General features: G+C 63.2%; 18 protein-coding genes. 8 read left to right on the top strand and 10 right to left on the bottom strand.

Going from position 1 to position 18,173, the window contains the following annotated elements:
- Positions 1-120: 120 nt before the first annotated feature.
- Entirely contained in the window at positions 121-633 is a 513-nt protein-coding gene (locus ABIE62_RS02470) for a hypothetical protein (protein WP_354323261.1), read from the bottom strand.
- Positions 634-864: 231 nt separating this feature from the next.
- Positions 865-1,896 (bottom strand): PhoH family protein, encoded by a 1,032-nt coding sequence (locus ABIE62_RS02465; RefSeq protein ID WP_354323259.1) that lies wholly within the window; start codon positions 1,894-1,896, stop codon positions 865-867.
- Between the two features lie 251 nt (positions 1,897-2,147).
- Here ABIE62_RS02465 and ABIE62_RS02460 point away from each other — a divergent pair, with 251 nt between their 5' ends.
- A complete protein-coding gene (locus ABIE62_RS02460; protein ID WP_354323258.1) occupies positions 2,148-3,053 on the top strand; it encodes a hypothetical protein in 906 nt (301 codons plus the stop codon).
- 27 nt (positions 3,054-3,080) lie between these two features.
- Here the strand turns inward: ABIE62_RS02460 and miaB are convergent, their stop codons facing one another.
- The 3 genes from miaB to ABIE62_RS02445 are packed head-to-tail and all read right to left on the bottom strand — an operon-like array spanning position 3,081 to position 5,887.
- The gene (gene miaB / locus ABIE62_RS02455) at positions 3,081-4,418 is read right to left on the bottom strand and encodes a tRNA (N6-isopentenyl adenosine(37)-C2)-methylthiotransferase MiaB (RefSeq protein ID WP_354323256.1); all 1,338 of its coding nucleotides are present in this window, start codon (positions 4,416-4,418) and stop codon (positions 3,081-3,083) included.
- A gap of 35 nt (positions 4,419-4,453) precedes the next feature.
- Positions 4,454-5,389 (bottom strand): alpha/beta hydrolase, encoded by a 936-nt coding sequence (locus ABIE62_RS02450; RefSeq protein WP_354323254.1) that lies wholly within the window; start codon positions 5,387-5,389, stop codon positions 4,454-4,456.
- Between the two features lie 36 nt (positions 5,390-5,425).
- On the bottom strand, positions 5,426-5,887 hold the full coding sequence (locus ABIE62_RS02445; protein WP_354323253.1) for a peptidylprolyl isomerase: 462 nt from the start codon (positions 5,885-5,887) through the stop codon (positions 5,426-5,428).
- A 103-nt stretch (positions 5,888-5,990) separates the two neighbouring features.
- Here ABIE62_RS02445 and mgtE point away from each other — a divergent pair, with 103 nt between their 5' ends.
- Together mgtE and ABIE62_RS02435 are read left to right on the top strand one after the other, a co-directional pair.
- On the top strand, positions 5,991-7,439 hold the full coding sequence (mgtE, locus tag ABIE62_RS02440) for a magnesium transporter (protein ID WP_354323252.1): 1,449 nt from the start codon (positions 5,991-5,993) through the stop codon (positions 7,437-7,439).
- A gap of 41 nt (positions 7,440-7,480) precedes the next feature.
- Positions 7,481-7,873, top strand: a complete 393-nt coding sequence (locus ABIE62_RS02435) for a DUF1489 family protein (protein ID WP_354323250.1) — start codon at positions 7,481-7,483, stop codon at positions 7,871-7,873.
- A 7-nt stretch (positions 7,874-7,880) separates the two neighbouring features.
- Here ABIE62_RS02435 and ABIE62_RS02430 read toward each other — a convergent pair whose 3' ends face one another.
- The 4 genes from ABIE62_RS02430 to ABIE62_RS02415 are packed head-to-tail and all read right to left on the bottom strand — an operon-like array spanning position 7,881 to position 11,147.
- Complete coding sequence (locus tag ABIE62_RS02430; protein ID WP_354323248.1) at positions 7,881-8,228, bottom strand: hypothetical protein; 348 nt, start codon at positions 8,226-8,228, stop codon at positions 7,881-7,883.
- A gap of 23 nt (positions 8,229-8,251) precedes the next feature.
- Positions 8,252-8,938 carry a DsbA family oxidoreductase gene (locus tag ABIE62_RS02425; RefSeq protein WP_354323246.1) on the bottom strand — a complete coding sequence of 229 codons (687 nt, stop codon included), beginning with the start codon at positions 8,936-8,938 and terminating at the stop codon, positions 8,252-8,254.
- The gene (gene nudC / locus ABIE62_RS02420) at positions 8,935-9,825 is read right to left on the bottom strand and encodes an NAD(+) diphosphatase (RefSeq protein WP_354323244.1); all 891 of its coding nucleotides are present in this window, start codon (positions 9,823-9,825) and stop codon (positions 8,935-8,937) included. The genes ABIE62_RS02425 and nudC overlap by 4 nt, the downstream gene beginning before the upstream one ends.
- The gene (locus ABIE62_RS02415) at positions 9,825-11,147 is read right to left on the bottom strand and encodes a serine hydrolase domain-containing protein (protein ID WP_354323242.1); all 1,323 of its coding nucleotides are present in this window, start codon (positions 11,145-11,147) and stop codon (positions 9,825-9,827) included. The genes nudC and ABIE62_RS02415 overlap by 1 nt, the downstream gene beginning before the upstream one ends.
- Before the next feature lie 117 nt (positions 11,148-11,264).
- On the opposite strand from ABIE62_RS02415, the gene ABIE62_RS02410 reads away from it, so the two are divergent.
- Positions 11,265-11,486: a hypothetical protein gene (locus ABIE62_RS02410; protein WP_354323240.1), complete on the top strand. Its 222-nt coding sequence runs from the start codon at positions 11,265-11,267 to the stop codon at positions 11,484-11,486.
- Here ABIE62_RS02410 and ABIE62_RS02405 read toward each other — a convergent pair.
- Positions 11,483-12,526, bottom strand: a complete 1,044-nt coding sequence (locus ABIE62_RS02405; RefSeq protein ID WP_354323238.1) for an A/G-specific adenine glycosylase — start codon at positions 12,524-12,526, stop codon at positions 11,483-11,485. The genes ABIE62_RS02410 and ABIE62_RS02405 overlap by 4 nt on opposite strands.
- 29 nt (positions 12,527-12,555) lie before the next feature.
- Here ABIE62_RS02405 and ABIE62_RS02400 point away from each other — a divergent pair, with 29 nt between their 5' ends.
- The 4 genes from ABIE62_RS02400 to smc all read left to right on the top strand — a co-directional run bounded on the left by ABIE62_RS02400 (position 12,556) and on the right by smc (position 18,172).
- A complete protein-coding gene (locus tag ABIE62_RS02400) occupies positions 12,556-13,095 on the top strand; it encodes a DUF721 domain-containing protein (RefSeq protein WP_354323236.1) in 540 nt (179 codons plus the stop codon).
- A 24-nt stretch (positions 13,096-13,119) separates the two neighbouring features.
- Positions 13,120-13,878 carry a DsbA family protein gene (locus ABIE62_RS02395; RefSeq protein ID WP_354323234.1) on the top strand — a complete coding sequence of 253 codons (759 nt, stop codon included), beginning with the start codon at positions 13,120-13,122 and terminating at the stop codon, positions 13,876-13,878.
- 92 nt (positions 13,879-13,970) lie between these two features.
- Positions 13,971-14,720, top strand: coding sequence for a DsbA family protein (locus ABIE62_RS02390; RefSeq protein WP_354323232.1), 750 nt, complete (start codon positions 13,971-13,973; stop codon positions 14,718-14,720).
- Positions 14,721-14,749: 29 nt separating this feature from the next.
- A complete protein-coding gene (gene smc / locus ABIE62_RS02385; RefSeq protein ID WP_354323230.1) occupies positions 14,750-18,172 on the top strand; it encodes a chromosome segregation protein SMC in 3,423 nt (1,140 codons plus the stop codon).
- The last annotated feature ends 1 nt before the right edge of the window (position 18,173 follow it).

Here is an 18,173-nt window from a genome sequence, read left to right as displayed (position 1 = left end):
AGAGCGATAAAGTTATGGGCGATTTTCTGATCGCGGGACTGTCTGAATTTCCTTCAGTGCGCCTTCTGCACAACGCAAGCGTGATCATGTGAGCATGATTGCGACGAAAATACTGGGCTTCTAGATATTTTTGAAGCGAATTACTTTTCTGCTGAGAGGGTTTGACCAAAAATAACGGACTACTTTGGGCATTAGTGAAGCAGATCCAGCGCATAACACAAAAATTACGCAACTTAAAAATAGAGCCCATCTTTTTGTTTCTAAAGTAAGATCGGGAAGAAGCGCAATTTCAATTACCGACATGATATCTTGTCCACTATAAAAAATGGCACCTAAGTAAAAAAACGTGAAAGCGATTATCAAAAATATGGAGCATAATACAATTGCAAAGACCTTAATTAACTTCATCGCCATCTCGATATGAGCAACACTCTTTGTTGAGATTGCCATGATAGTGCTAAATACGACGAGCGTGAATGGTATGGCGGAAAATAAGCTTACCATAGTCGCAATTCTATCACTTGATCCATTCCATGTTTGAAATGTAAAATACCCCAGGGATAACAAGGCAAAACTTGCGGCGAGTAGCTTCAGCGCATCCGATGCTCCCTCTTCGTCTTCAGCTGCGTTCATGATGTCTTTGTCCATGGCCGCCACACCCCTCTGAAAATGTTGAAAATATCTAGTGCTACCGCACTATCCTGTAATTGATAATCCGCAAGAGGATTTGGCGTGTGCGGTCAGCACAGTCGGCTAGGCGCAGTGCCACATGTTGCCGTGGAAACATGATGCCTCGACCGCTATGGGGTCGTTAGCCGAAAGGCAGCTTTGCCTGCTCAATGACCCCAAACCGGACCCTCTCCCCTAAGCCCCCTCGCCCTCATACGCCTCGACAATCCGCCCCACGATCGGGTGGCGCACCACGTCGGCGGCGGTGAAGCGGATCGTGCCGAAGCCTTCGATGCCCTCCAGCCGCGATACCGCGTCGTGCAGCCCGCTGCTTGTCGGCCCGCCGGGAATATCCACCTGCCGGGGATCGCCGCAGATCACCATCCGGCTGTTCTGGCCGAACCGGGTTAGGAACATCTTCATCTGTTCGCGCGTGGTGTTCTGCGCTTCATCCAGAATGATGAAGCTGTCCGCCAGCGTGCGCCCGCGCATGAAGGCAATCGGTGCGATTTCGATCTCGCCATTGGCCAGCCGCCGCTCAACCTGTTCGGGCGGCATGCAATCGTTTAAGGCATCATACAGCGGGCGCAGATAGGGATCGACTTTCTCCTTCATGTCGCCGGGCAGAAAGCCCAATTTCTCCCCCGCCTCCACCGCCGGGCGCGACAGGATCAGGCGCTGCACGCTTCCGGTGATCAGCTGCGCCACCGCCTGCGCCACCGCCAGATAGGTCTTGCCCGTCCCCGCCGGGCCAAGCGCGAAGATGATATCGTCGCGCGCCAGGCTGCGCATATATTCGATCTGCGTGGCGGAACGCGGCACAATGGTTTTCTTGCGCGTGCGGATCATGATCGGCGGCGCATCCGCCTCGCCCGAGATGATCCCTTCGAGCGTGGGTTCGGACGACATCGCGATCAGCGCTTCGATCGCCCCGCTATCCAGCGCCTCGCCCCGCGCAAGCCGATCATACATGGTTTTGAGCGTCTCGCGGGCGCGGGCGACGTTATCCTCCGCCCCTTCGATCACCACCTGATGCCCGCGTGCATGGATATACACGCCGAGCCGGTTTTCGACCTGCACCAGATTGGCGTCGAACTGGCCGAACAGGGGGCCGAGCAGCGACTGGTTTTCAAAGGTCAGATCAACGCGCGCGCGCCGGGGTTCCGGAAGATCGCGCGGATCGGGCGAAAGAGCCGGATGTCCGGCACGGGAGGGTCGTCGGCCCATAGGTTCCTTTGCGTTGCGGCGGGGGCGATCCCCTGCCCTGAGTCGCGAAGGTAAGCGCACGTGAGGGCAAAGCAAGCCGATGGCGATGAGATGGCAGTGGAAAGTCACAACAACGCAATCTTGCGTGCTGCGCTCAGATCACGCGGGCAACGGCGCCTATACCAGACCCCGCAGCGAATTCGGCACGCACCCGGCGATGATACGATCCATCATGTGCTTGTCGCTTGCGCTTTTCCGGGTTACAAGAAGATATGAAAAAAGCGCTATTTTCCCTGACATTATTGTGCTTCGCGTGGCTGCCTACCCATGCAAATGCGCAGACATCAGAGCAGGCGTCTGGCGAGGTCGAAGACGAAATAACGGTTGTCGGCCAAAAGAAACGTGAGGCTGTCGAGACATTGGGCAAAGCCATCACGCGTCCATCGCGCAGAGGATTACCGGTGGGCCGCTTCGACGCGCCAATCTGTGTGAAGGTTTCGGGCCTTCCTGCCGATATGGCCGAGATTATCAAAGCGCGGATCGAGGAAAATATCGGAGACCTCAAGGTAATCGAGGTGGCTGAGGCTGGCTGCGATCCGAATGCGTTTGTTGGCTTCCTCGACGAGGTGGACGCAACCGTCGATCAATTGCGTGAAAAGGAAAAGTGGCTGTTTGAAGGCCTTCTAGACTACCAAATAGACCGAATATACAAAGGTTCGGATGGTGTGCGGGCGTGGCATGTGTTCGATCTCCGCAACCTTGATGGCTCAATAATACCCGCCACACGCAAGGGCGGTGGAGGCACAAGTGATCATAACGACGCGGTCAACCGTGTTGAGAGCGCAAGCCGGTTTGTGCGGTTGCGCAACAATTTGGTGGGTGCGGTCGTGCTGATTGAAGGCTCCGCAATAGAGGGTAAGACTTTTCGCCAATTGTCCGATTATGCAACCATGCGGCTGCTCGCATCAACCAATGACGACGTGAACGACGACAATGCCAGCCTGCCCACAATTCTGACGCTGTTTAACGGACAATATGCTCCGGATTCGCTGACAGAATTTGATCGCGCGTATCTGAGCGCGCTTTATGAACTTCCTGCAAACAGCATGGACGGCCAGATTTTTGCCGCTGCGGCGAGCCGTTATGTCAACAATCAGGAAACCGCTACTAACGAATAAATCGGCCATTTCGATACAGTTATATTTTTACAATACTTTTTGGATGATCCCCATCAGCGAATTCGGCCCCGCCTCGGCCAATTCGACCTCGACCAGGTCGCCCAAGCTGGCAGGCGCTTCGAACCACACCGATTGCAGCCATGGCGATTTGCCGAGCCATTGGCCGGGGCTGCGCCCGGTGCGTTCGACCAGCACGGAGCAGGTCTTGCCGACGCTCGCCTGATTGAACGCTAATTGGTGGTGGGCGATGCGGGCTTGCAGGCGTTGCAGGCGATCATCCATCACCTCTGGCGCGATCTGCCCCTCCATTGTCGCGGCAGGCGTGCCGGGGCGCGGGGAGTATTTGAAGCTGAAGGCGTGGGCGTAGCGGACTTCGTCGACTATGCTGAGAGTGTCCTGAAACTCCGCCTCTGTCTCACCGGGGAAGCCAACGATAAAGTCACCAGACAGGGCGATATCGGGCCGCACGGCGCGGAATTGCTCCAGCAGGCGCAGATAGCTTTCCGCCGTGTGCTGGCGGTTCATTGCCTTGAGCACCCGGTCACTGCCGCTCTGCACGGGCAGGTGCAGGTAGGGCATCAGCTTCGCCACCTCGCCATGCGCGGCGATCAGGCTCTCGTCCATGTCGTTGGGGTGGCTGGTGGTGTAGCGGATACGCTCCAGCCCATCGATCCGGGCGAGCGCGTGGATCAGGCCGGCGAGGCCCGTTGTACGACCCTTGTCATCCTCACCCGCCCACGCATTGACGTTCTGGCCAAGCAGCGTGATTTCCTTCGCGCCTGCTTCAACCAATTTCTGCGCTTCGGCGATCAGATGTCTGAATGGACGAGAGATTTCCGCGCCGCGGGTATAGGGCACTACGCAGTAAGTGCAGAACTTGTCGCAACCTTCCTGCACCGTCAGGAACGCGCTCGGCCCGCGTTTGCGGCGCGCAGGCAGCGCGTCAAACTTGGCGATGGCGGGCATGTCGGTATCAGTCGCCCGCTCGCCGTTCGCTGCCTTGTCGAGCATTTCGGGCAGGCGGTGATAGGCCTGCGGGCCGACCACGATGGAAACCGCAGGCGCGCGCGCCATGATCTCCTCACCCTCGGCCTGCGCGACGCAGCCGGCGACTGCGATCAGCGGTGCCTTACCCGCCTTGTTGCCCGCCTTCACCAATCGGCCAATGTCCGAATACACCTTCTCAGCCGCCTTTTCGCGGATGTGGCAGGTGTTGAGGATGACGAGATCGGCCTCCTCCCCCTCACGCGCGGGCGCGATGCCGCGTTCCCCCAGCAATTCGGCCATGCGCTCGCCATCATAGACGTTCATCTGGCAGCCGAAGCTTTTGACCCGGTAGGTTTTGGGGGGAGAGGTGGGTTTCATGAGGCCCGCGCCTTTAGCGCCGATGGGCGGCGGTTTCAATCGGCCGCGGGATCGGGCACCTTATCGGGGCGCGACTGGTGGGCGCAGACAGGATGCGGCGCGAGCGTGCGTCCCGGATGCGGCTTGTCCGGCGGGCCGCATTCCACATCGGGCTTAGCAATCGCATTGGCGCGCACCACCGCCAGCGCATCCTTGCTTTCATAGGCCGCGATCCACGTCAGACAATCGGCCAGTTTGCGCACTGAATGCTTGGAAAACCTGCTTTTTTGCGGATGGCAATTAATCACAAACACGTCCGCCGCCGGGTTAGACCGGAACTTGCGCAGCGTGCGCAGCGCCTCACCGCGTTCGTTGATCAGCGTGCGGTTGGCGGCGTTGATATCCGAATCCCCGCGATAAAAGGGCGAAAGGTTGAACAGCCACGCGCGCACATCGGGATAGGCAATCGAAATCTCGGTCGCCAACGCCCCGCCCATCGAATGGCCCGCCACGTGCCACGCCGCCGCATCGTCAAAACGTTCGCGCTCAGCGGTAAAATAGCGCCGGGCAATGTCGATCTGATCATCGCGCAAAGTGCCGAAAAACACATCGGCGACGCCATCAAAATCCGTTCCGCGAAAGGCCATGACGCGGGCCACGGGAACAGCCCCGTTCCGGCCCGCATCATCATCGCCATAGAGCGCGAACAGCTGATAATCGAACCCGGTCTTGGCATCGTCCGGCGCGATTGGCAGGCGATCGATCATCACCAGCCGCGATCCGGTATCGCCGAACAGATCGCTGTCACCCTGATAGGCGTTGGTGGCAGCGATGGCGTAGGGGTAACTTTCCACCGCCGCACCGCGCACAAAACCGCACCACCCGCCCGGTTCCGCCCGGCACGCAGAGCGCGACTGGGTGATATCGGGATAGGTAACGCAGCCGCCCAGCGCCAACAGCGCAAAAGCGAGGGCGATGAGACGCGGGATCATGTCAAATCCCGACGAACGTCAGGCAACTGACGAACGTCAGGCAACTGTCGCCTTCACAATCTTGCCCGGTGCGCGCGGCGGTTCGCCTTTGGGCAGGGCGTGGACGTGTTCCATGCCGCTCGTCACCTGGCCCCACACGGTGTATTGCTTGTCGAGGAAGCGCGCATCATCAAGGCAGATGAAGAACTGCGAATTGGCGCTGTCGGGGTTTTGCGAACGCGCCATCGAACACACGCCTTCGACGTGGGGTTCGGCGTTGAATTCGGCTGCGAGGTCAGGCTTGTCGCTGCCGCCCATGCCGGTGCCGGTCGGATCGCCGCCCTGCGCCATGAAGCCGTTGATCACGCGGTGGAACACCACGCCATCATAGAATCCTTCGCCTGCCAGCTCGGCAATCCGCGCAACATGGCCGGGGGCCAGATCGGGGCGCAGCTTGATCACGACGTCCTTGGGCTCGCCGTCGCCGGTGTCGAGGGTGAAGGTGAGGGTGTCTGCCATGTCTTGTATCTCCTGAGGGAATTTGCCCGCGCTTTTAGCAGGCAAAACGTGACTGTCACCCTCCCGCGCTTGCTTTTCACCCCTCCCCGCCTAAACCGCCGACATGGCCGAAGATCGCATCATCGAAGACGATCTGCTGATCGCCGATTCCGGTGATGCCGAGGTGCGCCCCGATGACCGGGTCGATGATGAACGCCATGACGAGGAAAACCGGCTGAAACCCGCCTATGTCAGTGCCGTCCACGATGCGCTGGCGGCGGGTGACAAGGGCGCGGTTTACGATCTGGTCGAACCGCTCCACGCCGCTGACATCGCCGATCTGATCGAACTGCTCGACCGGTCGGAACGTGCGCAGCTCGCCTCAGCGATCAGCGATCTGATGACCAGCGACGTCATCGCGGAATTGAACGATCACGTCCGCGAAGACCTGATGGACACGCTGTCCGCGCATGCGGTCGCGGTCATCGCCGAACAGCTCGACACCGACGATGCGGTGCAGTTGATCGAGGATTTGAACGAAGCCGATCAGCGCGCGGTGATGGCCGAACTGGAGCCGGAAACCCGCGAGGCGGTGTCGAGCGCGCTAGCCTATCCCGAAGAAACCGCCGGGCGGTTGATGAGCCGCCATTTCGTGGCGGTGCCCGAACACCTCACCGTGGGCGATCTGATCGATTACCTGCGCGAAGAAGGCGATCTGGAACACGATTTCTTCGAAGTTTTCGTGATCGACGAACGCCACCATCCGGTTGGCACCTGCGCGCTGAACTGGATCCTCACCACCCCGCGCAGTGTCAAACTCACCGACGTGATGAAACGCGACCAGACCCTGATCCCGGTAACGATGGATCAGGAAGAAGCCGCGCTGATGTTCCAGAAATACGCGCTGATTTCCGCCGCCGTAGTGGATGAAAGCGGGCGCATGGTCGGGCAGATGACGGTCGATGATATTGTCCACATCATCTCCGAAGAAGCGGGCGAGGATGCGCTGCTGCTGTCGGGCGCGGGTGATGGCGACATCAACGAGCCCTTGCGCGAAGCCTATTCGAGCCGCGTGCGCTGGCTGATCGCCAATCTGGGCACGGCAGTGGTGGCATCGGCGATCATCGCGATGTTCGGCGCGGCGATTGAACATCTGGTGGCGCTGGCGGTGCTGATGCCGATTGTTGCCAGCATCGGCGGCAATGCCGGGACGCAGACGATGGCGGTGGCGGTGCGCGCGATTGCCACCAATCAGCTGACCCGGTCGAACACGCGGCGGATATTGTGGCGCGAATTCCGCGTCGCGCTGATGAATGGCGGCACGATTGCGCTGTTGATCGGGATTGCGGCAGGGGTGCTGTTTTCGCCGATGATGGGTGTGGTGATTGCGTTGGCGATGGTGATCAATATCGCGGTGGCGGGGCTGGCAGGCGTGCTGGTGCCGGTGATATTCGAACGGCTGGATCAGGATCCGGCGGTCGCATCATCCGTGTTTGTTACGATGATCACCGATTCGATGGGGTTCTTTGCCTTCCTCGGCCTGGCGGTGGCGGCGGGCCTTGCCCCGCTGTGATGGCGGCTCGCAATCCCGGCCAGATATTGTAGATAGGCGCCATGCCGCTGCACCTAACCAAAATCGCGTTTGGCGCGAAAAGCTATGAACAATTGGCCGGATGGTTTGCGACGCGTGATGACATGCGCCTTACCACCCGCAACCGCCCAACCCGGCATGAAGAGGTGGTGGGCGGTTCGCTGTTCTGGATATTGAACCACGCGATTGTGGCGCGATCACCGATCACCGGCTTTACCCAGACCGATGACGGGCGCTGGCACATCTGCCTGGAACCAGTGCTGATCCGCGTCCACCAACAGCCCAAACGCGCGCATCAGGGCTGGCGTTACCTGACCGACGAAAAGGCCCCGCGCGATGTGGCGGATGGCGAGGATATCGGCGACGCGCTGCCCGGCAAGCTGGCGGCGAAGCTGGAGCGATTGGGGCTGGTTTAGTCAGCCGTCATTTCATCGATCTGATGCGCCCCCGCCGCCGCTTTAGCCAGCGGCGCGCGACGATGGGGATGGCGATCGCTGCGGCCACGAAGGGGAAGAACCAGATCAGCGCGAACAGCGCAAGTTCGTCACCTGAGCCGCCTGCGAGCAGCTTGGGGCTATGCCAAATGTGAACCAGCAGACATTTGCGCCGACACTGGAAGCCATAGGCCTCGGGCCAGCCGATCCGGTCGGCAAACATGAAAAAGATTGCGGCAAAGGCCAAAATCACTGCCACGGTTCCGCCAACCAGCAAAATGGAACGCCACGGGCCAAGCTCCCGGTATGCGGCCACCATATCGGTAAAGGCTTTCACGCAGTGCCGTCCCTAGTTTGCGCCTAGCCTGCCGCCATCCGGCTCTTTTCCGCGACCCGGCGCAGCGCGTTCACATAGACCTCCGGAGCCTGCGCGCCGGGGATCATGAATTTGCCGTTGATGATCATCGCCGGAACGCCGGAGATGTTCAGATCCCATGCCTGTTGCTCCTCGGCCAGCACGCGCGCTTCCAGATCGGGATCATCGAGCGCGGCCTTGGCAGCCATGCGGTGGAGGCCGACGCTGGCGGCAATATCGAGCAACAGGTCGCGATCCCCCAGACGCGCCCGCTCGTTGAAATGCGCCTTGAACAACGCGAGTTTCAGCGCGGTCTGCACCTGCGGCCCGGCCTCCTCCAGCGCGAAGGTCAGCAGCTTGTGGCAATCGCGAGTGTTCCACATCATCGCGGGCGGGGCCTCACCCTCTCCTTCGTAAGACAGCGACACCCCCGCGCCCTCGGCAATCGCTTTCATCTGCCCGCGCAGCGCCGCGCCGTCCTCAGCCGAGCGGCGATATTTGCGTTGCAGGTGGGCTTCCTGCTCCTCGCCCTCAGGCGGCATTTGCGGGTTCAGTTCGAACGGGCGCCAGCGGATTTGCGCCGCGATTTCACCGTCAAGCTGCTCCAGCGCCTTGGTCAATTGGCCATAGCCGATCAGGCACCAGGGGCACACCACGTCGGAATAGATATCAATCGTCAGCGTATCGGTCATTTGTCGAGCCACCATGAAACCAGATGATGCGCAATCGCGAAAGGGCGCGGGAAATTGAGCAGTTCGGTGCCGTGTTCGCCCGCCGCGCGCGCTTCTTCCAATTCGGCGCGGGTGAACCAGCGGGCATCGTCCAATTCTTCGCGGTCGATGGTGATTTCCGTGTCAATCGCCACCGATGTGCAGCCGATCATCAGCTGGCTGGGGAACGGCCACGGCTGGCTGGCGATATAGCGCACATCGCGCACCCGCAGGCCCGCCTCTTCATGGATTTCGCGCGCCACGGCTTCTTCAATCGTCTCGCCCGGTTCGACAAAGCCAGCAAGCGCCGAATACATCTTGGGCGGAAAGCGCGGCTGGCGGCCCAGCAGCAACTTGTCTTCGTGTTCGACCAGCATGATCGTGACCGGATCGGTGCGCGGGAAGTGATCCGCGCCGCAGCCATCGCAATGCCGCTGCCAGCCGCCCTTCACCAGCTTCGTCGCCGCGCCGCAATTGGCGCAAAAGCGATGGCGCGCGTGCCAATCGATCAGACTGCGCGCCCCGCCATAGATCGCCAGATCTTCTGGCTGAAGCATCTGCATCACCTGCCATGCGCGCGGCATGGCGGGGCCGGATGCCCCCTGTTCCGGCACGGGGGCGAAATGCGCCCTTTCGTCCATCATCCCGAGGAACACGAGTTCGGCATCCGGCGCGACATCGGCCAGCGTATGCCACAGCAGCCGCCCGTCATCGTCGAATTCCGGCAGCAGGCCATCAAGGTTGAGCACCCGCGCGCGCCAGTTCATCAGATTGCCGAGCGCCGCCGGGTCGTTGCGAATATTATCCGCCCGATCAACCGGCGATCCGGAGAAGGCGATCCCCGGTGGAACAGAGGCGCGGTGGTGCATTACGCTGCCTGCTTGGCGTTGCGCAGGGTCGCCAGATCAGCCTCCATCGCGGCGAGGAATTCGTCGCGGATCGGGAAGGCATCGGGCGGCATATATTGGGTGAACAGCGCTGAACGCAGGCCCAGATTGAAATCCACTGCGGCAAGCGTGCCCGCCGCCCCGCCCCAGCCAAAGCTGCCGTTCACGCTGCGTCCGCCCGCACCATGGCCCTGGCCTTCAAGCCAGGTTCCAGCGGTATCGACTGTCGCAGGTATGAGATCGGAAGTGCCAACCCGCACTGCTTGCTCGCTCATCACCCACGTGCCATCAATCCGACCATAGCCGAGCAGCATCCGCAGAAAACGGTCGTAGTCGCGCGGGCTCGACACCAGCCCGCCGCCGCCCGCAGGCACTACGGGCGGATCGGTGAAGATCGAATTGGCACCCGGATCGATCGGAAAAGCCGTGCCGTTGACGATGCCGTAATTGTCGGTGAGGCGGTGAACCTCGCTTTGCGGCACCTGCATGAAGGTGCTGTTCATGCCGCAGGGTTCGAAGATCCGCGCCTTGAGAAACGCCTCGAACTCCATCCCGCTGACCACTTCGATCACCCGGCCAAGCAGATCGAGGCTGGCGGAATAGCTCCACTTGGTCGCGGGCTGATACATCAGCGGCAATTCGGCCAGCCGGTCTGCCCAGACCGCCAGACCCGGTGCAGGCGTAACCGGCGGAAAGCCCGGAAGCGGTATCCGGCTGACCCGTCCGCCAACCAGACCATTTTCGTTGAAGGCGGCCTGCAATGGCCCCTTGCTGATGATCTGATAGCCAAGCCCCGCCGTATGGGTCAGCAATTGGCGGATCGTGATCGGACGTTCGGCCGCCACGGTTTCTTCCAGCGATCCTTCGGGATCGATCAACACCTGCATATCGCGGAACGCGGGCAGGATTTCATAAAGCGGCTGATCAAGGCCGAGCCTGCCTTGGTCGATCAGGATCATCGTCGCCATGCCGGTAATCGGCTTTGACATCGAATAGATCCGGAACAGCGAATCCTGATCCACCGGGGTGGGTTTGGCCAGCGACAGCGTGCCGCCGCCCACGGTATGCGCGCTGCTGTCCTGCCCCCAGCCAAAGGTCAGGAACAGGTTGGCGAGCTTGCGTTCGCTGACATAGCGGTTGGCCAGCGCGGCGACATTGGGCCAACTCTCTCCGACATCGTGCATCGCAAATGCCCCGCGCCCGAACGGCAGGGTAGATAAGGCCGCGCCGCCCGCCAGCAGCGCGCTGCCACGGATCAGGGCGCGGCGGGAAAGCACGGGGAAATCGAGATCGCGGTAAGCCATGGGGGGAATCTCCGAAGGGGGGTATGGCTGCTTGTCTGCGGCAGGTTGCCGCAAGGGTCAATCACCGGTTGCGCGTTCAGACTTGCAAATCGCAGGTGTCCTATGCATATAAGACACATGCTCAACGTGCTTGCCTATCTCATCGGGCTTGTCAGCCTCGTCATCGTCATCCCGGCGCAAATCCCGCTGCTGGGTTGGGCCAACTGGATCGCCTTGCCGGTGATCGTGATCGGCATCATCATCGGCGCGCTGTCATCCAAGGACGGCGGGCGCAATTTCTGTCTGGTGGTGCTGTTGATCGCGGCGGTGCGGTTGATGCTGGGCGGCGGGATTATCTAATCAGCCGCTAACGCCATCCGCGCAGCTTTGCGGAACAAGGTGGCAAGGCCCGCCTCGTCAATGTGATCAAGCGGCCACCATTGGCCCTCTCCCGGCGGATCGGATGCGGTCTCCATTCCCAACACCGTCAGGGTCAGGTGCGCATGGGTAAAGCTGTGCCGCACCGCGCCCAACGCGCGCCACTCGCCCGATAGCGGAGCCTTACCAGACCCATCGCCCTGCGCGCTCCAGCCATCATCAGGCAGCGCGCGCATCCCGCCTAACATTCCGGTGGCAGGCCGGGTGACGAGCCACACTGCGGCGCCACCTTTGCAGATGATCCAGAATGCCGTCCCGCGCCGCTCTGGCACCGCCTTTTTCGCAGGCTTGACCGGCAGGCGTTCCGGATCACCCGCCGCAAAGCCCGCGCACACGTCGCGCAGGGGACACAGCAGGCAGCGCGGCGCTTTGCTGGTGCAAACCTGCGCGCCCAGATCCATCATACCTTGCGCAAAATCACCCGCACGCACATCGGGCGTGATTGCATCCGCAGCAGCGCGGATCGCCTTGCGCGCGCCGGGCAGCGGATCATCGATCGCAAACAGCCGCGCCGCCACCCGTTCGACATTGGCATCAACCACCACGGCGCGCTGCCCGAACGCAATCGCCGCAATCGCCGCCGCAGTATAATCGCCCAGACCGGGGAGCGCGCGCAATTCCGCCTCGCTCGCAGGGAACCCGCCGCGCTCTGCCACGGCCCGCGCGCATTTCACCAGATTGCGCGCCCGCGAATAATAGCCCAGCCCCGCCCACGCCGCCATGACAGCCTCGTCTGGAGCCGCCGCCAGCGCGTCAACCGTGGGCCACAGCGCAGTAAACCGCGCGAAATACGGCTTCACCGCCGCTACCGTGGTCTGTTGCAGCATCACTTCGGACAGCCACACGCGGTAAGGCCACGCCGGATCATCGGGCAGCGCCGCGCTCGGCGGCAGGCGCCACGGCAGATCGCGCGCATGGCCATCATACCATTGCAGGAGAATGTCGGAGATACTGGCAGTCACGACCCGCCTATGGCATGGCGGGCGCGATCATGGGAAGCGACAAGACCTCTTCAGGCAAGCCGGGGGGCAAACCCGGCAAGGCAAAACCCTATACCCGCCCGCGCGGCAGGGGTGCGCGCGCGATTGGCGATCTGATGCCCGAAATCGGGCGAACCGCGTTTCGCCGGTTCGGCTTTGTGCAAAGTTCGGTCGTCACCCGTTGGCCCGAAATCGTCGGCCCGCAGCACGCCCGCATCTGCAGCCCCGAAGCGATCCGCTTTCCCCCCGGTGAAAAGGCGGAAGGCATCCTGCAACTGGTGGTGGTGCCCGCCCACGCGCCGCTGATCCAGCAAGTCATCCCTGAAATCATCGAGCGGGTGAACCGCTTCTTCGGCTATAAAGCGGTGGCGCGGGTCAAGCTGCGGCAAGGTGCAGTCACCCCGCCAACCGATGGCAGGCCCGCCAAGCCGCCGCCATCGCTCAAACCGATCCCGCTGGAACTGGGCGAAAGCCTGCGCGATATTGGCGATCCCGAACTGCGCACCGTGCTCGAATCGCTGGCGCGCAGCCTTGGCAACAACGAAACCTGAACCCGCACAGGAACACGACCGCAGATGATCAAGCTTCCCCTCCTTTGTGCCGCTGCCGCGCTGGCATTGGCGATCGGCCCGGCGGGCGCGCAGCAGAACCTGTCCAATCCTGACAGCGCGTTTGTGCCGCAGGACAACCCCGGCAACTGGCAGACCACCATCACCCGCACACCGCGCGGGCACCTGATCGGCAATCCCAAGGCGGATGCGCAGATGATCGAATTCGTCAGCTATACCTGCGGACATTGCGCGCAGTTCACAGCGCAGGGCGAACCCGCACTGGAACTAGCGCTGCTGATGCCGGGTAAAATGGCGCTGGAAGTGCGCCCGGTGATCCGCAACGCGATTGACCTTACCGTATCGCTGCTGGCCGCATGCGGCGATCCGGCGGGGTTCAAGGATCGCCACCGCGCCTTTATGTTGTCGCAGGATGAATGGCTGGGCAAGGCGCGCAACGCGCCGCAAAGCCAGCAGGCAATCTGGGCGCGCGGCGACAAGGCTGCGCGCATGAACGCCGCCAACGCTCTCGGCCTCGGCAAGATGCTGACCACGCGCGGGCAATCCGCTGGAGAGGTCAACGCCTGCCTGATGGATGATGCTGCCGCGCAAAAGCTGGTCGAGAATGGCCGGGCAGATTATGCCGAATTTGCGGTTCCCGGCACCCCCAGCTTCGCATTGGATGGCAAGCTGCTCGATCAGGTGCATAGCTGGGATACGCTTTATCCGGTGCTGTCTGCCAGGTTTGCCGCGCCCGCCGAAACCACCCCCGGCGCGCCCGGCTGACCCCCTTATTCACAACCGCATGCGGCAAGCCTTGCTGCAAGGGCGTGTGCGCGGCTATTCATTCCGCAACCACTTTCAAGGATTCCCGGTCGATGAAACTTTCCCGCCTGCTCTCACTTCCCTTGCTTGCCCTCGCCCCGCTTGCGCTTGCCGCTTGCAGCGAAACCGAAGGCACCGATGGCGCCGTCGCTTCGGGCGAAACGATTGCGGCGATTGCTGCCCCGGCGGGGACAAATTGGGCTGATACGGTCACGGTCACGCCAGAAGGCGGCTATATGATCGGCAACCCCGATGCACCGCTGAAGCTGGTCGAATTCGCCTCGCACACCTGCGGCCACTGCGCGACCTTTGCCGCTACCGGCAAGCCGGTGATCAAGGACAAGTATATCCCGACCGGCGTAGTCAGCTTTGAACTGCGTGAGGTGTTCCTCAACCACTATGACGTCGCCATCGCCGCGATGGCGCAGTGCGGCGCGAAAGAGCAGATGCAGCCTCTGTCAGATCAGGTGTGGCTGAACCTCGATCAGGTCTTTGCCGGTTTGCAGGGAAATCCGGCCGCGGTTGAGGCAGCAGGGCAATTGCCGATTGATCAGCGGTTTGCCCGCATCGCCGAAGTCACCGGATTGACCGAATTCTTCGCCGCGCGCGGCCTCAGCGCCGATCAGGCCCGTGCGTGCCTGTCTGATGGGCCCAAGATAGAAGCTCTGGTCAAAGACACCGAAGCGCAGGCGAGGGAGTTCCAGATCACCGGCACCCCGACCTTCCTGCTCAACGGCAAGAAGCTGGACGTGAACCAGTGGTCACAGCTTGAACCGCTGCTTCAACGCGCCGGCGCGCGCTGAAGCCGTAGGCGCGGCGGCACGTCAGCCTGATGCAGATCCACCGGCTCAAGCTCAGCGGTTTCAAGAGCTTCGTTGAGCCTGCGGAGTTGCGGATTGAACCCGGCCTGACCGGGGTGGTCGGCCCCAATGGCTGCGGCAAATCCAACCTATTGGAAGCCATCCGCTGGGTGATGGGGGAAACCTCGGCCAAGTCGATGCGATCGGGCGGGATGGAGGACGTGATCTTCGCGGGCACCACCACCCGCCCGCCGCGCGATTTTGCCGAAGTGGTGCTGCACGCCAGCGATGATGGCGGCGAGGAACTGGTCGTCACCCGCCGGATTGAACGCGGGGCAGGCAGCGCCTACCGCGTCAACGGGCGCGACGTGCGCGCCAAAGATGTCGCGTTAACCTTTGCCGATGCCGCCACCGGCGCGCATTCCCCCGCCCTCGTCAGCCAAGGCAAGATCGCGCAAGTGATCGCGGCCAAACCCGCCGAACGCCGCGCGATGCTGGAAGAAGCCGCCGGGATCGCTGGGCTGCACGTGCGGCGCAAGGATGCCGAGGGCAAGCTGCGCGCGGCCGAGGCGAACCTTGCGCGGCTCGAAGACCTGATGGCGGGGCTCGACGCGCAAATTTCCTCGCTGCGGCGGCAGGCCAAACAGGCCGAACGCTACACCGAACTCACCCACAAAATACAGGGCGCAGAAGCCCGCCTGCTGTTCGCCCGCTGGCGCGAAGCCGCCGCTGCGGCGAAAGGAGCGCGCGCGGCGGCGGTGGCGGCCGAACAACAGGTCGCCGCCGCACAAGCCGCAGTGACGGCGGCGCAATCCGAACAGGCAGGCGCGGCGCAGCAGCTGGCCGATGCCCGCGAAGAACTCGCCGACCGCCGCGACGATGCCAGCGCCCACGGGCACCGCATGGCGGCGCTGGCTGAAAAGCTCGACGCCGCCGAAACCCGGCTCACCGATCTGGATCGCCAGCAAAAACGGCTGGAGGAAGACCGCGAGGATGCCGATCGGTTGACCTCGGCTGCGGTTGAGGCGCTGGCGCGGTTGACGCAGGAAGTTGCCGCCAGCCGCGCCGCTGTCACCACCGCAGAAACTGCCCGCCCGGCGCTGGCCGAAAGGGCCGAGGATCGCGAACGCGCGCACCGCACCGCCGAACTCGCACTGGCGAAAGCGACTGCCGATCACGCCGGGGTCGAGGCCGAATGGCGGGTCGCCGAGGCAGCGGTCGAACAGGCCGAGGCGCGGCTCGCCCGGATTGAGGCCGAGGCCGCAAGGATCGCCCGCGCCCGCGCTGATCTGGCGGAGAGCGGGGATGCGGACGCCGATGTGGTCGCCGCGCGCAAGGCCGCCGATGATGCGGCGGATGGCCTCGCTGGCTTGCGCGACAGGCTCACCGCCGATCAGGCGCGCAAGGCCGCATTGCAGACCGCGCGCGATAACGCGGCAAGCGCGCTCGCCGCCGCGCGCGCCGAACTCGCCGGGGTTGAGCGCGAACACACCGCGCTAGCCCGTGATCGCGACGCGCGGGCCAAGCGTGAGGCGGGGCGGCAGGGGCTGGCGACCGCGCTTGACCGGGTGAGCGTTGCGCCGGGCTATGAACGCGCGCTTGCCGCGGTGTTGGGGCGCGATGGCAAATCGCCGCTGGGCGCGCCCGCCACCCCGCAGGATGGACGCTTCTGGACCGGGGCCGATGCGCCCGCGCCGGTGGCGGACAGCCTGCTGGCACGGCTGTCCAACTGCCCGCCCGAACTCGCCGCGCGGCTTGCGCTGGTGCATTGCGTGGACGGCGATGATGGCCGCGCGCTCGCGCCCGGCGAATGGCTCGTCACCCGCGCCGGGCACCTGCGCCGCTGGGACGGGTTTATCGCGCGCGGCGAAGGCGCGGCTGAGGCGGCGCAGCTGGAAGCCGCCAACCGCTTTGCCGAACTCGACGCCGCGCTGCCGCCGCTGCGCGCTGCTGCTGCCAATGCCGAGGCCGAGGACAAGGCTGTGCGCGAAGAACTCGGCGCGTTGCAGGCCGCACTGGTGGCGCAGGAACGCGGCATCGCCGGCGCAATCGAGGCGGAGCGGCAGGCATTGCGGCGGCTCGATCAGGCTGAGGCCGCCAAGGAACGGATCGCCGCGCGGCTGGCGGAACTGGCCGCCAATGCGGGCGAGATCGAGACGCAAATCGCCGCTGCCGCCGCCGAAGTTACCGCCGCACGGGCGCAGCGCGAACGCCTGCCCGCGCGCGATGCCGAACGCGCCGCGCTGGATGCCGCGCAGGCGCGCAACGAAGCCGCCCGCACCGCCGTGCAGGCCGCACTGGCAGACCTCGCCGCGCAAGATCAGGCGCTGGCGGTGGCGCGCGAACGGCTGGCGGCGCAGCAGGCCGATCATGCAGGGTGGCAGGCGCGATCCAGCGATGCCGAGCGCCGCATGGCCGAAACCGGTCGTCGGCTGGCGGAAATCGCCGAAGATCGCGCCGTCCACGCCGCCAAACCCGCCGCGCTGATTGCCGAGATCGAAGCGGGTGAGGAAGCGCGCACCCGCCTTGCCGCAGACCTCACCGCCGCCGAGGCGGCCATGCGCGCTGCCGAGGCACAACAGCGCGCCGCCGATGCCGCGCTTTCGGCGTGCACCGAAACGCTGGCGCAGGCACGCGAGGCCCGCGCCAGCCTGGCCGCACGCGCCGAGAACGAGGAACTGCGCCGCGCGGAAATGGCGCGCATTTCGGGCGAACGCTTCCAGTGCCCGCCGCCGATGTTAGGCGAAAAGTTCGGATTTGATGAGGCCAACCTTGCCCCAGCCGCCGACGAATCGACCGAATTGGAGCGCCTCACCGCCGCGCGCGAACGGATCGGGCCGGTCAACCTCGTCGCCGCCGACGAACTCGCGCGGATCGAGGCTGAACACGGCAATAGCGCCAGCGAACAGGCCGAACTGGTCGAAGCCATCGCGCGGCTGCGCGGATCAATCGGCAGCCTCAACCGCGAAGGGCGCGAACGGCTGCGCGCCGCGTTTGAGGAAGTGGACGGGCATTTCCGCGTCCTGTTCACCCGACTGTTCGAAGGCGGGCAGGCGCATCTGGCGCTGATCGACAGCGACGATCCGCTGGAGGCGGGGCTGGAAATCTACGCCCAGCCGCCGGGCAAGCGTTTGCAATCGCTCTCGCTGTTATCGGGCGGCGAACAGGCGCTGACCGCCACCGCGCTGATCTTTGCGCTGTTCCTCACCAACCCCGCGCCGATCTGCGTGCTGGATGAGGTCGATGCGCCGCTCGACGATGCCAATGTCGAACGGTTTTGCGATCTGCTGGATTCGATGGTGCACACCACCACCACGCGTTACCTGATCGTCACCCACAACGCGGTGACGATGAGCCGGATGCACCGTTTGTTCGGCGTGACGATGGCGGAACGCGGCATTTCGCGGCTGGTGAGCGTGGATCTGGGCGAAGCCGCGTTGTTGGCGGCGGAGTGAT

The sequence above is a fragment of the Porphyrobacter sp. MBR-155 genome (genome assembly GCF_040547625.1).
Lineage (GTDB): Bacteria > Pseudomonadota > Alphaproteobacteria > Sphingomonadales > Sphingomonadaceae > Erythrobacter.
This window is presented reverse-complemented; position numbering and strand designations above follow the sequence as displayed.

What these genes read in the sequence shown, in the direction of transcription:
- ABIE62_RS02435 (WP_354323250.1), top strand. Translation starts at nt 7,481, where the DNA reads ATGCCGCTGCACCTAACCAAAATCGCGTTTGGCGCGAAAAGCTATGAA.
- ABIE62_RS02465 (WP_354323259.1), bottom strand. Translation starts at nt 1,896, where the DNA reads ATGGGCCGACGACCCTCCCGTGCCGGACATCCGGCTCTTTCGCCCGAT.
- ABIE62_RS02410 (WP_354323240.1), top strand. Translation starts at nt 11,265, where the DNA reads ATGCTCAACGTGCTTGCCTATCTCATCGGGCTTGTCAGCCTCGTCATC.
- ABIE62_RS02470 (WP_354323261.1), bottom strand. Translation starts at nt 633, where the DNA reads ATGAACGCAGCTGAAGACGAAGAGGGAGCATCGGATGCGCTGAAGCTA.
- miaB (WP_354323256.1), bottom strand. Translation starts at nt 4,418, where the DNA reads ATGAAACCCACCTCTCCCCCCAAAACCTACCGGGTCAAAAGCTTCGGC.
- ABIE62_RS02445 (WP_354323253.1), bottom strand. Translation starts at nt 5,887, where the DNA reads ATGGCAGACACCCTCACCTTCACCCTCGACACCGGCGACGGCGAGCCC.
- ABIE62_RS02415 (WP_354323242.1), bottom strand. Translation starts at nt 11,147, where the DNA reads ATGGCTTACCGCGATCTCGATTTCCCCGTGCTTTCCCGCCGCGCCCTG.
- ABIE62_RS02395 (WP_354323234.1), top strand. Translation starts at nt 13,120, where the DNA reads ATGATCAAGCTTCCCCTCCTTTGTGCCGCTGCCGCGCTGGCATTGGCG.
- ABIE62_RS02450 (WP_354323254.1), bottom strand. Translation starts at nt 5,389, where the DNA reads ATGATCCCGCGTCTCATCGCCCTCGCTTTTGCGCTGTTGGCGCTGGGC.
- mgtE (WP_354323252.1), top strand. Translation starts at nt 5,991, where the DNA reads ATGGCCGAAGATCGCATCATCGAAGACGATCTGCTGATCGCCGATTCC.
- ABIE62_RS02400 (WP_354323236.1), top strand. Translation starts at nt 12,556, where the DNA reads ATGGGAAGCGACAAGACCTCTTCAGGCAAGCCGGGGGGCAAACCCGGC.
- ABIE62_RS02460 (WP_354323258.1), top strand. Translation starts at nt 2,148, where the DNA reads ATGAAAAAAGCGCTATTTTCCCTGACATTATTGTGCTTCGCGTGGCTG.
- smc (WP_354323230.1), top strand. Translation starts at nt 14,750, where the DNA reads ATGCAGATCCACCGGCTCAAGCTCAGCGGTTTCAAGAGCTTCGTTGAG.
- ABIE62_RS02390 (WP_354323232.1), top strand. Translation starts at nt 13,971, where the DNA reads ATGAAACTTTCCCGCCTGCTCTCACTTCCCTTGCTTGCCCTCGCCCCG.
- ABIE62_RS02425 (WP_354323246.1), bottom strand. Translation starts at nt 8,938, where the DNA reads ATGACCGATACGCTGACGATTGATATCTATTCCGACGTGGTGTGCCCC.
- nudC (WP_354323244.1), bottom strand. Translation starts at nt 9,825, where the DNA reads ATGCACCACCGCGCCTCTGTTCCACCGGGGATCGCCTTCTCCGGATCG.